General features: G+C 45.6%; 14 protein-coding genes. 13 read left to right on the forward strand and 1 reads right to left on the reverse strand.

The window, feature by feature from the left end; translation table 11 throughout:
- Positions 1-8 precede the first annotated feature (8 nt).
- The 11 genes from L0659_RS12520 (at position 9) to L0659_RS12570 (ending at position 10,096) form a co-directional block, all read left to right on the forward strand.
- Positions 9-1,193 carry a beta-ketoacyl synthase gene (locus tag L0659_RS12520; RefSeq protein ID WP_235126384.1) on the forward strand — a complete coding sequence of 395 codons (1,185 nt, stop codon included), beginning with the start codon at positions 9-11 and terminating at the stop codon, positions 1,191-1,193.
- Between the two features lie 26 nt (positions 1,194-1,219).
- Positions 1,220-2,185: a beta-ketoacyl synthase chain length factor gene (locus L0659_RS12525; RefSeq protein ID WP_235126385.1), complete on the forward strand. Its 966-nt coding sequence runs from the start codon at positions 1,220-1,222 to the stop codon at positions 2,183-2,185.
- Positions 2,175-2,939 (forward strand): polysaccharide deacetylase family protein, encoded by a 765-nt coding sequence (locus L0659_RS12530; protein WP_235126386.1) that lies wholly within the window; start codon positions 2,175-2,177, stop codon positions 2,937-2,939. The genes L0659_RS12525 and L0659_RS12530 overlap by 11 nt, the downstream gene beginning before the upstream one ends.
- Entirely contained in the window at positions 2,932-3,561 is a 630-nt protein-coding gene (locus tag L0659_RS12535) for an outer membrane lipoprotein carrier protein LolA (protein WP_235126387.1), read from the forward strand. Before L0659_RS12530 ends, L0659_RS12535 begins: the two co-directional genes overlap by 8 nt.
- Before the next feature lie 14 nt (positions 3,562-3,575).
- A complete protein-coding gene (locus tag L0659_RS12540; RefSeq protein ID WP_235126389.1) occupies positions 3,576-3,932 on the forward strand; it encodes a 3-hydroxyacyl-ACP dehydratase in 357 nt (118 codons plus the stop codon).
- A 17-nt stretch (positions 3,933-3,949) separates the two neighbouring features.
- Positions 3,950-5,104, forward strand: coding sequence for a DUF2062 domain-containing protein (locus L0659_RS12545; protein ID WP_235126390.1), 1,155 nt, complete (start codon positions 3,950-3,952; stop codon positions 5,102-5,104).
- Positions 5,105-5,262: 158 nt separating this feature from the next.
- Complete coding sequence (locus L0659_RS12550) at positions 5,263-7,488, forward strand: sodium-translocating pyrophosphatase (protein ID WP_235126391.1); 2,226 nt, start codon at positions 5,263-5,265, stop codon at positions 7,486-7,488.
- A 137-nt stretch (positions 7,489-7,625) separates the two neighbouring features.
- Positions 7,626-7,841, forward strand: a complete 216-nt coding sequence (locus L0659_RS12555) for a hypothetical protein (protein ID WP_235126392.1) — start codon at positions 7,626-7,628, stop codon at positions 7,839-7,841.
- A complete protein-coding gene (locus L0659_RS12560; protein WP_235126393.1) occupies positions 7,838-8,269 on the forward strand; it encodes a putative toxin-antitoxin system toxin component, PIN family in 432 nt (143 codons plus the stop codon). Before L0659_RS12555 ends, L0659_RS12560 begins: the two co-directional genes overlap by 4 nt.
- Before the next feature lie 106 nt (positions 8,270-8,375).
- On the forward strand, positions 8,376-8,687 hold the full coding sequence (locus L0659_RS12565; RefSeq protein ID WP_235126394.1) for a hypothetical protein: 312 nt from the start codon (positions 8,376-8,378) through the stop codon (positions 8,685-8,687).
- A 176-nt stretch (positions 8,688-8,863) separates the two neighbouring features.
- Positions 8,864-10,096, forward strand: coding sequence for a multidrug effflux MFS transporter (locus tag L0659_RS12570; protein ID WP_235126395.1), 1,233 nt, complete (start codon positions 8,864-8,866; stop codon positions 10,094-10,096).
- 120 nt (positions 10,097-10,216) lie between these two features.
- Here the strand turns inward: L0659_RS12570 and L0659_RS12575 are convergent, their stop codons facing one another.
- Positions 10,217-10,828, reverse strand: a complete 612-nt coding sequence (locus L0659_RS12575) for a class I SAM-dependent methyltransferase (RefSeq protein ID WP_235126397.1) — start codon at positions 10,826-10,828, stop codon at positions 10,217-10,219.
- A 211-nt stretch (positions 10,829-11,039) separates the two neighbouring features.
- Between L0659_RS12575 and L0659_RS12580 the strand changes: the two genes are divergently transcribed.
- Together L0659_RS12580 and L0659_RS12585 are read left to right on the forward strand one after the other, a co-directional pair.
- Positions 11,040-13,361, forward strand: a complete 2,322-nt coding sequence (locus L0659_RS12580; RefSeq protein ID WP_235126398.1) for a PSD1 and planctomycete cytochrome C domain-containing protein — start codon at positions 11,040-11,042, stop codon at positions 13,359-13,361.
- A 40-nt stretch (positions 13,362-13,401) separates the two neighbouring features.
- Entirely contained in the window at positions 13,402-14,856 is a 1,455-nt protein-coding gene (locus tag L0659_RS12585; protein WP_235126399.1) for a DUF1501 domain-containing protein, read from the forward strand.
- The last annotated feature ends 25 nt before the right edge of the window (positions 14,857-14,881 follow it).

Consider the following 14,881-nt stretch of genomic DNA (forward strand, 5'->3'; position numbering starts at 1 on the left):
AATATCAAATGGGCGTCCGAATAACCGGTATGGGCATTGTTTCTGCAATTGGGCTGACTGTTGCAGAAAATTTGCAGGCGCTGACAGAAAGCAGGTCGGGAATAGGACCTGTGCAATATCTGGAAGAGTCGGAAGGGCTGCTGGTGGGAGAGGTGAAAATGTCCAACGAAGCATTGCGACAAGAACTGGACATTGCCCCAAAAGGCATTTCGCGCACCTCGTTGTTGGGATTAAAAGCCGCAAAAGAAGCCTGGGGAGACAATCAGCATAATAGCAGACTCCGGACCGGCATTATTTCCGCAACCTCCGTCGGCGGAATGGATAGGACAGAAGATTTTTATAAAACCTATCTTGGCAACAACAATCCTGACTTCAACATTCTGAAAACCCATGATAGCGGAAGCACCACCGAGCGAATTGCCGCTGAATTAGGCATTTCCGGATACATTAACACGCTTTCAACGGCTTGCTCGTCAGGTGCTAATGCCATTATGCTGGGAGCAAGGATGCTTTTGAATGGAAAGCTGGACCGGGTTCTCGTGGGAGGTTCGGATGCGTTAACCAAATTTACAATCAACGGTTTTCGCTCGTTAATGATCTATGATGACCAATGGTGCAGGCCGTTTGATGATAGCCGAAGCGGGTTAAATCTGGGCGAAGGCGCTGCTTTTCTATTAATGGAAAACGAAAAGAGCATCGGCATTTCCGGAAATAAAACGATAGGATTTGTGAATGGCTGGGCCAATGCGGCCGATGCATATCACCAAACTGCTTCTTCACCGGAAGGAAAAGGCGCTACGCTCGCCATAACAAACGCTTTGGCCCAGTCTGGTATCGCATTATCGGACATTTCTTACATTAATGCACATGGGACGGGCACAAAAAATAATGATCTATCAGAATCCGTTGCGCTCACGAACGTTTTCGGTGAGCATATACCAGCATTCAGCTCTACAAAGCCATTTACAGGGCATACATTGGCCGCAGCAGGCGCTATTGAAGCTGTTTTTTCAATCCTGGCCATTCAGCATAACCTGATATTCCCAAACCTGAATTACCAGACACCGATTGTGGAAACCGGTTTGAATCCCGCTGTTACCCTGCAAAGTGAGACTCCTGTGACGGCTGTTGTATCTAATTCTTTTGGTTTCGGAGGGAATAATTCCTCGCTGGTATTTTCAAACCACATTTAATTCAAACTCAACAAAGCTTTTAATAGTTGTATTACATTTCTGCCGCATCCTCCATCACGCATCAGCCGACATTTCAAAATGTTGGTTTTTCTGCCGTTATAGAACCGCTGAGAGAATCTTCTGTGCTTCTAAACCCGGATTACAAAGGGTTTATTGATGCAGGACTTTTACGTAGGATGAGCAAAATTTTGCGGATGTCAGTCGCTTGTGCAAAAGATTGTATTTCTCAGGCAGAGATTGAACAACCGGGCGCAATCATCGTTGGAACGGGATTAGGCTGTCTTTTGGACACTGAAAAGTTTCTTAACAATGTTTTGACAATCGAAGGCCTGCTTCCGCCCACTGCCTTCATCCAATCGACGCACAATACAATGGCCGGGCAAATTTCGCTCAGCATTGGCAATCACGGGTACAATATGACCCATACGCAAAACACGCTGTCGTTTGAAAATGCGCTGCTGGATGCCATGCTACTTCTAGACGAACACGGAGACAACATTCTGGTTGGTGCCGCTGACGAAGCCATAGAGTTTTTAAACGAAATTTCCGGCAAACTCCATTTTCAACTGACCCATCCGATCACTTCCGGGGCATCTTTTTTTATACTCTCAAATGTAAAAAATGTGAATCCATTGGCGTGTGTGAAGGATTCGAGGGCGATAGGCTTGGTACAGCATGTCGGTAGTGAGGTTCATGCTTTTTTGAAAGAAAATGAATTGAATGCCGAAGATTTAGATTTGGTGCTTTTTTCAGGCGTTGGCGGGCATATCTCTGGCGGTGTTGAGGACGTCTTTGAAAATTTAGGGATTGCCGAAAATAAATCGCATAATTACCTGACTTACTCGGGCATTTATCCAACAACCTCCGCATTTGCCTTACATTTGGCCATTGATAAAATGAAAACCGACAAATCGCTCAGAAATGTGCTGATTTGCAATACATTCATTCAAAGTAACCTGGGGTTGACACTCTTGCAATCGATTGAAGCATAACATTGTTACCGGAACCGCCATTACTGTTTTTGCACTCAGCGGGATCATCTTCTGGGAAACGGGCTTCGTATGGTTGGTTTTTATTGCAATCGCACTAGCCTATCTCGCAGTTACAGCATACGGTTCATTTAAGATCCAGGCCAATTATTTCCTGAAATCAATTAATACGGGGAAGCGAAAGTCTATCGCGCTTACATTCGACGATGGGCCCGATCCTGAAACTACGCCGAAAATCCTGGACATTTTAAGAGAAAAGGGGGTAAAGGCAACGTTTTTTGTTATCGGAAAAAAGGCCGAGAAATATCCCGAATTGCTTCGCCGCATCGATGAGGAAGGCCATATAGTCGCCAATCATTCGTACAGTCACCACACCATGATCGCGTTTTTCTCGCAGGAAAACCTGGCCAGGGACCTGGAACATTGCACGAATGTTATTACTGAGATTCTTGGAAAAACACCAAAATTTTACCGGCCTCCTTTCGGCGTAACCAATCCGCGTTATGCACGTGTTTTACGGGAGCTGAAACTGAATTCTATTGGCTGGTCGGTGAGGAGCCTGGATACAAAAGCGCAGAATAAGTATGAAATTATTAATCGGGTCATGTCGAAATTAAAGGCCAGGGACATCGTTTTGTTGCATGATAACCGCAAAGTTACAGCCGATTCCATGGAAGACCTGATTGAACATTGTTTGCAGAAAGGTCTGAAAATCGAGCCGCTTTCCAAGATGATCCAAAAGGAACCGTATGAGTAGATTTAGTTTATTGTTCATTGCACTATGCCTTATAGTTGTCGGTGCGCGCGGACAGGCGTTCAAGCCATCACCAAATCCTGAAAAGGTTTTTCAAGATCTGCGCAATGCCTCACAGGCAGTGAATTCTATTCAGGCGGCTTTTACGGAAGAAAAATTTTTAGCTGTTTTGAAAGATCCAGAGCAGTCGTCGGGTCATTTTTATTACGAGAAAAATGACAAGATGCGTTGGGAGCAAAAGACACCAGTTAAATACGTAATATTAATTAACGGTGATAAATTACGCGTCCAGGAGGCTGGAAAGGAGAAAAATGTGGGCCAGGCTGGAAGAATGGCAGCCCAGATCAAAGAGCTGATGATGGGACTTGTGAATGGTGATTTCCAGCAAAACAAAGCATTTGCACAAACCTGCATGGAAAGTCCAGACCAGTATATGATCGTGCTGACGCCTATCAGCCGCAGGTTAAAAAATATCTACTCCAAGATCACAATGGTTTTTCCTAAGAACACATTGCATTTAAAGGAACTGTCGTTTTTTGAGAAAGGCGGCGATAAGAGTGTGATGAAGTTTCAGAATGAAAAATTCAATCGACCGATAGACGATAACCTTTTTATCAATTTATAATTACTATTTCCAACATGTTTGCCAATAGCCTTTACTTCGTTACCAGCGCCGAAATGACCCCGGACGGCATCGTTTCTGAAATAAGGATCAATGGAGAGCATGCCATATTTGAAGGTCATTTTCCCGGCGCGCCCGTTACGCCGGGCGTTGTGCAATTACAAATTGTAAAAGAACTGTTGGAAGCACATTTGGGCAGTAAGTTAGTCATGAAATCCATGCGGTCCGGTAAGTTCTTGGAAGTGCTCAATCCCCGGGAAAATCCAAACTTGCGCATCAACATTAAATATAAGCGGTCCGAAGTGTTCGAGGTTGTTGCTTCGGGAGAGGACAATGGTAAGGTTTTTTTTAAAATGCAGGCAAGCTATCTTTAACAGAACGTCCTTTTACAATGACTTTACAGGACATCAATTGCTGCATCATTGTTCCTACCTATAATAATATCAACACATTAGGCCGTGTAATTGACTCCCTTCTTCCTTATTCCCAAAACCAGGATATCATCGTCATTAATGACGGATCCACAGACGGAACAGCATCTTTGCTGGCTACATATGGCGACAAATTAACTGTTCTGGACAACGGCGTCAACCGAGGAAAGGGTTACTCGCTTCGCGCAGGTTTTAAGGAAGCATTAAGCCGAAATTATGACAATGCCATCAGCATTGATTCTGATGGCCAGCATCTTGCATCCGACATTCCGTTGTTTGTAGATGTTGCCCGAACAAATCCTGGCGCTGTGATCATGGGTTCTCGGGATATGGAGCAGGAAGGCGTGCCGGGGAAGAGCTCTTTTGGAAATAAATTTTCTAACTTCTGGTTTAAATTCGAAACTGGCATCTCGCTTCCGGATACCCAGACGGGTTTTCGCCTTTATCCTTTACGCGAAATTGGAAAGATCAGGCTTTTTACAACGAAGTTTGAAACGGAAATTGAAGTGCTGGTAAGGCTGGCATGGCGCAATGTCCCGATTGTTCCGGTGAAAATAAATGTGATTTATGACAAAAATGAGCGCGTCACACACTTTCGGCCGTTCAAAGATTTTACCAGGATCAGCATTCTCAATACATTCCTCGTAATCCTCACCTTGCTTTATTATTTGCCCAAAAGGCTGATCGGACAAATACGAAGAAAAGGACTTTGGAAGATTATCAGGGACGAGGCTGTTAAATCGGATGAGTCCAATTTTAGCAAGGCAAAATCCATTAGTTTCGGGTTTTTTATGGGCATTGTGCCGGTTTGGGGATTTCAGCTGCTTATCGGTATCCCTTTGTCCATTTATTTCAAGATGAATAAGGTGCTTTTCCTGGCCGCCGCCAATATCAGCATCCCGCCTTTTATTCCATTCATCATTTACGGGAGCTACAAATTTGGTGGACTGTTTTATCAAAACGGTGTACAACTCACTTCATTTGAGAACCTTACGCTGAGTTCAATCCATGTAAATTTCGTACAATATTTTATCGGCGGCATTTTGCTGGCTGTTGTAACCGGATTGGCCGGCTTCCTGCTGACCTATCTTTTACTGGCCATTTTTCGCAGGTAACGCTACTTAGCCATCCCCGCGGCGGTTCTCTGATTCTATAAATTTTTATAAAATCTATACGAATTGATCAAAAATAAGCGATTTCGGATTTTGTTATGAGGTCCCATTCTCTATATTTACGAGATTTTAAAAACCTCTAACCTAATTTAGTTTATCGCATGAGTAACATTACCTATTTAGTGCCGGCTTTGGGCCTTGTTGGCTTGCTGGTTATGTTCTTCAAAAGAGGCTGGGTCGTCCGGCAGGACGGTGGAAGTCCTGAGATGAAAGAAATCGCGGACGCAATTGCAGATGGCGCCCTTGCCTTCCTGAAAGCCGAATGGCGTGTACTCATAGTATTTGGTATCATTGTTAGTATTTTACTCGGTTACTCAGGCACATTGGTTGAAAATTCCAGTGTCTTCATCGGCGTTTCATTTCTGATCGGTGCATTCATTTCTGCATTTGCAGGTTATATCGGGATGAATATTGCGACAAAATCCAACGTTCGAACCACACAGGCGGCTCGCACAAGCCTTACCAAAGCGCTGGAAGTGTCATTCACCGGCGGTTCCGTGATGGGCATTGGCGTAGCGAGTTTGGCCGTAATTGGTTTGGGCGGTTTGTTTATCATTCTATATCATTTTTTTGTTGGCGACAGCACGGATGTCAATGGGCTGGGCATGGAAAAAGTGCTCGAGGTGCTTGCCGGATTTTCGCTGGGCGCTGAGTCTATCGCCCTTTTTGCACGTGTAGGCGGTGGGATTTATACAAAAGCTGCCGACGTTGGCGCTGACCTTGTAGGAAAAGTGGAAGCCGGAATTCCGGAAGACGATCCAAGAAACCCTGCAACGATCGCCGACAATGTGGGTGATAATGTGGGTGACGTGGCGGGTATGGGAGCCGATTTATTCGGTTCATATGTAGCAACAATTTTGGCAACCATGGTTCTGGGCCGTGAAATCATTTCCCAGGGAACAGACAATTTTGGTGGCATAGCACCGATTTTGCTCCCTATGGTCATCGCCGGAATGGGTTTAATCGCTTCGATCATCGGCATGCTGCTGGTGCGTGTTAAAAATGACCAGGGAAATGTACAGGGCGCTTTGAACCTGGGCAACTGGGCCTCTATCATTATCGTTCTGATCGTTAGCTACCCGCTCACATTGTGGATGTTACCCGAAGGAACATTAACCATTCGTGGCGTCGATTTCACAGCGCTGGATGTTTTCTGGGCAATTTTGCTTGGATCAATTGTCGGCGCGATCATGTCAATGGTGACGGAATATTATACGGCTATGGGCAAAAGACCTGTTCAATCGATTGTAAATCAATCCTCAACGGGTCACGCAACCAACATTATCGGCGGACTTTCAGTGGGTATGGAATCTACGGTGATCCCGACATTGGTTTTGGCAGCCGGGATTTACATCAGTTATGAATTTGCAGGTTTATATGGTGTCGCAATTGCTGCCGCCGGAATGATGGCGACAACTGCCATGCAATTGGCCATCGACGCATTTGGCCCGATTGCGGATAACGCGGGTGGAATTGCCGAGATGGCACATTTGCCGGAAGAAGTTCGCGGTCGGACGGATATTCTGGATGCTGTGGGTAACACTACTGCTGCTTCCGGAAAAGGTTTTGCCATCGCTTCCGCCGCGCTTACTTCGCTTGCGCTTTTTGCTGCATTCTGTGGTGTAGCAGGCATCAATTCGATTGATATTTACAAGGCCAATGTGCTGGCAGGCTTGTTCGTTGGCGCCATGATCCCGTTCATTTTCTCTTCTCTGGCCATTGCAGCCGTGGGTCGTGCTGCTATGAAAATGGTTGAGGAAGTGCGCAGGCAGTTCCGCGAAATTCCAGGCATTATGGAGGGCACTGCCAAGCCGGAATATGATAAATGTGTGGCTATTTCTACGCAGGCGTCTATCCGCGAAATGGTTGCACCTGGACTTATCGCATTGATTGTTCCTGTCCTGGTTGGTTTTCTTTTTGGGCCGGAAGTTTTGGGAGGAACATTGGCTGGGGTTACAGTTTCAGGTGTTTTAATGGGTATTTTTCAAAACAATGCGGGCGGTGCCTGGGATAATGCGAAAAAATCTTTTGAAAAAGGCGCTGTTATCAACGGCGAAACATTCTACAAAAAGTCAGAGCCACACAAGGCAGCCGTTACCGGAGACACAGTAGGGGACCCATTTAAAGATACATCAGGCCCATCGATGAACATTCTCATCAAGCTCATGTCCATAGTGTCCCTGGTAATCGCCCCCCACATCGCCGTAGATAAAGCAGATTTGGAAGGGAATGTAAAAGCAAAAGAAATTCAAGTAACAACCGCGCATGTTGCAACTGTTGAAAGCCAGGATCATGTTGCTGTTTTTCCTGTGAAGAAAATTAAATAGTAAATCGAATCGCTTCATTTTCCAACCGCCCGGCAGTAATTTGCCGGGCGATTTTTTGTTATCATGCTATACAATGGTGCACGCAATTTATTTGTTTCTCCAAATGTTAATAGTTAAATTGGTAAAAAGTTACCGTCATGGAAGTACTTACGATCGAACTGACAAACCCAAAAGCTAAGCGCTTGATTGATGATTTGGCTGACCTAGGGCTAATATCCATCATGAAAGCAAAACCATCCTGGAATGAACGCTGGGATGCTTTTTCCAGCGAGTTGCCAGATACAAATGACGTTTCGGAAGAGGATATTCTTGATGAAATTTCCGATGTAAGGAAAAATCGCTCGAATCTGTGATTCGAATTGTCATTGATACCAACATTTACATTAGCGCGATGATTAATCGCAATTCACGCTTGCGACTTGATCTAATCCTAAAAGACAACCGCTTCGAAATTTTGACCGACAAAGCGCTCGTTAACGAACTCTTTGAAGTGATCAACCGGCCAAAATTCAGGAAATATGTCTCTGCTGAACAAATTGACGCGTTCATGGACCTGTTAACCGAACGCAGCATCGTCATATCCACCTTCTCTAAAGTATCCCACAGCCCCGATCCAAAAGATGATTTTCTTCTTGCCCTGAGTATGGATGGGTCGGCGCAGTATCTGATCACAGGAAATAAGATCGATTTGCTAGATTTAAAACAATTCGCAACAACCTCAATTCTGTCCCTTACCGAATTTCTAAGAATATATTTTCCGCTTGATCAGTCCAATCTATAATACGGCTTTCCCCCCGGAACGATTTTTGTTGGATTACATTGCTTTTGCGTAAATGCCGGGTATGGTGAATGGCGCAGGGCGAATTATCTCATCAAAAAGAATGATCATGAAAAAAGTATTTGTTTTAGCTGCAATGATCGGATTGTCGACGGCAGCATTTGCACAACAGGACGACTCGAAGACAAAAACGGAACAAGCTGTCGATAATACGAAAGCTGCCGGTAAAAAAGCTGGCAAGGAGATCAAAAAAGACGCAAAAGTCGTTGGTGAAAAAACCAGAGATGGCGCTGAGGCAGTGGGTGATGGTGTAGAAAAAGGCGCAGACAAAGTTGAAAAAGGAAGCAAAAAAGCTTACAAAGCAACGAAAAGAGAAGCGAAAGAAGCCAGAGAAGACATTAAAGAAAAAGTAGATAACTAACGGAACCTACGTTCAGTTAGATGCCCGTCAGAACATTAGCGTTCTGACGGGCATTTGTATTTTAAGGAGAATACATTTTGCGATATTCATCATTGGTGAAATTATTGTACTTATTGATAAACAGGAACTTAATTCCCTCAAACGGCCGTTAATGTTCAGTAAGTTTTTTGAAATTCATGAGTCGTAAGCAGTATTTTTTCATTATTCTCATTCTTGGCTTCCTGGCCACGGTAAGCCCTTTTTCCATTGACATGTATCTTCCTGGTTTCCCGCGAATTGCGTCGGATCTGGGAACTACCATTGATCGGGTTCAGCTTTCCCTGACCAGTTATCTGATCGGGATTTGCCTTGGGCAAATTTTGTATGGCCCTTTGCTCGATCGTTTTGGAAGAAAAAAACCTTTGTATGCGGGATTAGCCTTGTATGTTGTGGCTTCTTTTGGTTGTGCGCTTACCTCATCCGTAGACTCTTTAATTGTAATGCGATTTTTTCAGGCGATGGGCGGATGCGTTGGCCTTGTGGCTTCACAAGCGCTTGTAAGCGACCTTTTTCCATCTGAAAAACGCGCAGAAGTTTTTTCGCTGATCACGCTCGTGATTGCCGTTTCACCAATGATCGCACCCACGATTGGCGGTTACGTTACGGCCTCCATTGCGTGGCAGTGGATATTTATCATCCTGGCCGGGATCGTTTCTTTGATCATTGGCGCCATTTATTTCTTCCTGCCAACGGGCAGAGCGGCGGATACTTCCGTTTCCCTGCGTCCCAAGGCGGTTATGAATGGTTTTGCAACGGTTATTAAGCAACCTCAATTCCTGATTTATACATTGGCAGGTGGCCTCGCAACAGCTGCTCCATTCGCTTATATTGCTGGGTCTTCGGATGTTTTTATGAACATTTACAAAGTCAGCGAACAGCAATATGGGTGGATTTTTGCCTTTTTGGCTGTTGCAATGATCGGTTCCACGCAGTTGAATCACATTTTGCTCAAAAAATTCAAGAGCGAGCAGATAATTAAAGTAACATTGTTCTACCAAAGCATCGTCGGCATATTGCTTATCGCAGGGGTTTATAATAATTGGTTTGGGCTGTATTCGCTCATTGGAATGATGTTCATTTTCCTTACTGGTCAGGGACTTACGGGTCCTAACGGCTCTGCATTGTCGCTTGCTCCATTCCGCAAGCATACAGGGAGCGCTTCGGCGTTGATGGGAAGCTGGCGAATGGGTGCCGGGGCAATAATTTCTGCTATTGTGAGTATTCTGCACAACAACACAGCATTGCCGATGGTCGGAATGATGGCGGCTTGTTCTTTGGGCGGCTTGGTAATTTTACATACCGGTAATGCGGTAGTGAAGCATCACGCAAGCAGGAGAGAGGTGGAAGACGAAGTTTCTGTGCTGCTTTAAAAAATCAATTCATTCTTATAAGGTGCTGAGTTTGGAGCGCCAATGCGAGTGACGGATATCGCAGCCGCATTACAGGCAAAACGCTCCCTATTACCAGCACTTTTTGTCCCATTTCGCAGCTCAACGTTCCCTTGCCACTAAAATGCCCAAGCCATAATGTTGGGGATAATTGTAAAGTTTGTGACCCGTTTTTTTAGCGAGATCCTTCACAGCCCTGCGCACTTCGGGGAAGCTTTCCGTGTCATGAAAAATCGTACAATCGCTATGCTGCGCCGCCCAAAGGCCACATTCGAATGTTTCGGTGTAATTGTGCACAATGTCCACATGAGCCAGGTTATAGCGCTGGTTATCAGTGGCGATCCAATCCTTATAGTCTGACTTTACAAGTTGAATGTTCTCATAAGCCGCAAGCCGACGGCTCGTTTCTTCGAAATGTTCGTTTTTATTCACCGTATGAATGTCTCCCTCGAAAGTGTCCACACCCGTCACGCTTTTAAAATAATTTGAAAAAACCACAGCAGAATAGCCAAACTCCACACCGAATTCAATACAACGGTCCCGCTTTAAATCAAACTGATCGATAATGTCTTCAACGATCATTTCCAGCCCTTTCCATGCCGAAACTATATCCAGCATTTTTTCGGGTGTCCGAAGATTTTTTGGCTTATAAGGTTTAATATCTTCAATAAAATTCTCCCGGATGTAAGTCCTTAATCCCATGGCGTGTTGCATATATAGTCGGTGCAAACCTATGATAAAAAATCAAAACACAGATAAAATTAGTGGGTTAGTGCCGTGCAAATGTGATATCCCGGAAAAAACAGCATAGAGCAGGACAGTTAACAAAATTGATTTTGGCATTATTGTCTCAATAAATGTGTATTTTTTTAGTTAATTAATTATATTAAATAAAATTTGCGCGTTTTTTCCTGAACCCACGGTTATGATTTTTAGAGGAAGATTGATTTTGACCACGCTGCTGGCTGGACTGGCTCTCTGTTTCCAGTCCTGCAACAAATCGTCAGATAACCAGGCTGTTGAAGAAGATATTCCCAAGGAAGTCAGCTACAACTTTGACATTCGCCCGATCCTTTCGGACAAGTGCCTGGCCTGCCATGGCCCGGATGCCAATAAGCGCGAAGCCGGTTTACGGCTCGATGTCGCCGAAGATGCCTTCAAAGCATTGCAGGAAAACCCCAAGGCGCACGCATTAGTGGCAGGTAAGCCAGAACTTTCAGAGGTTTATCTGCGCATTACCACCGCGGACACGTCGCTTCGCATGCCTCCCACAGGTTCCAATCTCAAATTAACACAGCGCGAAGTCGGGCTCATTGAAAAATGGATCAAGCAGGGTGCGAAGTATGAAAAGCACTGGGCATTTGTTGCGCCAAAAAAGCCAGCATTGCCCGAAGTCGATGATAAGGATTGGCCGAAAAATGAGATCGATTATTTCATTCTGGACAAACAGGAGCAAAAAGGGGTAAAACCCAACGAAGAGGCCGACAAGGAAAGGCTTCTGAAACGCCTCAGCCTGGACATTACCGGATTGCCGCCGACATTGAAAATGATGGACGAGTTCATGGCCGACAACAGTGCAAACGCCTATGAAAAAATGGTCGACCAGCTTTTGAAAAACCCCGCATACGGTGAGAAAATGGCCATTCACTGGCTTGATCTGGCCCGTTACGCGGATTCGCACGGTTACCAGGACGACGGTTACCGTACACAATGGCCGTGGCGCGATTGGGTTATCCATGCGTTCAATAAAAATATGCATTATAATGACTTCGTCACGTGGCAGTTAGCCGGTGATCTGTTGCCAAACAGTTCCAAGGAGCAGTTGCTCGCCACAGGTTTTAACAGAAACCATAAGATCACCGAAGAAGGCGGAGTTATCCCGGAAGAATATCGTATTATGTATGTTACGGATCGTAATGATCTGTTTGGTAAGGGGTTACTGGGCGTTACGCTGGAATGTGCACATTGCCATGACCATAAATATGACCCTTTTTCGCAAAAGGAATATTACCAGATGTTCGCGTTTTTCAATACTGTGAAGGAAGTCGGGATTGAATCTGTGATAGGCGGGCCGGAAACTTATGCGAAAAAACCGTTGATGGAGATTAGCAATCAGGATGTTAAAGACATTCTCACATTTGTAAATAAGCCGGATACCAACCGTTTGATCGTGTCGGTAATGGGCGACCTGGATACATTGCGCAAGACGCATATCTTACTAAGAGGCGTTTACGATGCTCCGGGCGAAGAGGTGCAGCCAGCAACGCCGACTTCCATTTTGCCATTTGATAAAAACCTCCCAAAAAATCGGTTAGGGCTTTCCAAATGGCTTTTTGACAAGAAAAATCCTTTGACCTCCCGTGTTTACGTAAACATTCTGTGGCAGGAATTCTTCGGCAAAGGCATTGTCAAAACCTCCGGCGATTTCGGCATGCAAGGCGAGCTTCCTTCACATCCGGCATTGCTGGACTGGTTGGCAACGGATTTTATGGATCACGGCTGGGATGTCAAGCGGCTTGTAAAACAAATAGTTACGTCTGCAACTTACAAACAATCGGCGGTCGTAACGAAGGAAAAACTGGCTACTGACCCGGACAATATTTTGCTTTCGCGCGGACCGCGTTACCGCATTCATGCTGAGTTTATAAAAGACCTCGTGCTTGCCAGCAGCGGTTTGCTCAACAAAACGATCGGCGGGCCCAGTGTAAAACCTTATCAGCCTGCCGGGCTCTGGGAAGGCGCCACTTCCGGACGTGGTTTGTTATCGGTTTACAATCAGGATCATGGCGGTTCTTTGTATCGCCGCGGCATGTATACATTGATCAAAAGAACAGTTCCGCCGCCAACCATGAGCATTTTTGATGCGAGTAACCGCGATCTGTGTGAAGTGAAACGATTGAAAACAAACACGCCGTTGCAGGCCCTGGTGATGATGAATGATCCGGCGGTGCTGGAAGCGTCGCGTGTGCTGGCAGCCAGGCTTTTGCAGGAAAAAAGTGCGTCGAAGGAGAAAATAACCAAAGCGTTCCGCTTAATTGTTTGCCGCAAACCGAGTGATAAAGAACTGGACGTTCTGAGCGCGTATTACGACAAGCAATTGCAGTCCATCAAGCCCGGAACGGCGGAGAAAATGGTGACGGTAGGAGAGTATCCTTTGACCAAAAAAGTGGATAAAAAGGCGCAGGCCGCATTAATGCGCGTCATTTCCACCATTTATAATCTTGAAGAAACCATTACAAAATCTTAGCGCCGACAGCCAGGAGCTGAAAGCCGAAGTTTGAAATAATATGGAAAAGGAAATATTAGAACACGGGTTCAATTTTAACAGAAGACGCTTTTTGTCTTCCATGAGCCTTGGCATTGGAGGCGTAGCGCTCGGATCATTGCTAATGCCGGACCTGTTCAAGGGCGGCGGTATGGAAGAGGAAGGATTGGCCCCTGGCATTCCGCATTTTGCCCCCAAGGCAAAAAGGGTCATTTATTTATTTCAAAATGGTGCCCCATCCCAGCAAGAACTGTTTGATTACAAGCCAAAACTGCGCGAACTGCTCGGTAAGGAAATCCCGCCGTCGGTTCGGGGGACGCAGCGGCTAACCGGCATGACGGCCAACCAGGCATCATTCCCGCTTGTCGGATCATTCGCGGATTTCAAGCAATATGGCGATTCCCGCGCTTGGGTGAGTGATCTGATGCCTTACACGGCTAAAATTGTGAATGATCTTTGTTTTGTTAAATCCATGTACACAGAAGCCATTAACCATGATCCTGCGCTAACATTCCTTCAAACAGGCTCGCAACAGGGTAACCGTCCGAGCATGGGCTCGTGGCTGAGCTATGGGCTTGGTAATGAGAACAAAAACCTTCCCAACTTCACCGTTCTGCTTTCGCGCGGTGTAGGAAATGGACAGGGAGTTTATTCAAAATTATGGTCTAATGGTTTCCTGGATTCGGTGCATCAGGGCGTGCAGTTCAGCAAGGGGGAAGACCCGGTTTTATATCTCCGCGATCCGGAAGGAATGGATCGTCACGACCGCCGGGACATGTTGGATAATCTTTCGCAGCTGAATGAGCTTTCATATCAGGAGTTTGGCGATCCGGAAATAACGGCCAAAATCAAGCAGTATGAAATGGCTTACCGCATGCAGACCGCTGTGCCGGAAGTGATGGATCTGTCCAAAGAATCAGACGATATTATTAAATTATATGGCCCAGAATGTCTGGTTCCAGGCACTTATGCCGCGAACTGCCTGCTGGCCAGAAAGCTTTCCGAAAATGGCGTGCGGTTTGTGCAGCTTTATCATCAGGGCTGGGACCAGCATGGTAACCTGCCTTTTGAAATAACAAAACAGGCTATGGACGTGGATCAGGCATCCGCAGCATTGGTTACCGACTTAAAACAACGCGGGTTACTGGACGAAACGCTGGTGATCTGGGGTGGCGAGTTTGGCAGGACGAGTTACACGCAGGGCAAATTAACCGCTGATAATTACGGTCGCGATCACCATCCGAGATGCTTCACGGTATGGATGGCTGGCGGCGGCATTAAGCCGGGAATGGTTTATGGAGAAACGGACGAACTCGGCTATAACATTGCCAAAGACCCTGTGCATGTGCATGATTTTCAGGCTACTATTCTGCATCAGTTGGGCCTTAACCACGAAAAACTGATTTTTAAACATTTGGGAAGAAGATACCGGCTTACCGATGTTTCCGGAAAAGTCGTGAAGGACATTATCAGCTAAATGCCCGGAAAATAAATGATTGATC

Source organism: Dyadobacter sp. CY347 (assembly GCF_021502655.1).
Lineage (GTDB): Bacteria > Bacteroidota > Bacteroidia > Cytophagales > Spirosomataceae > Dyadobacter.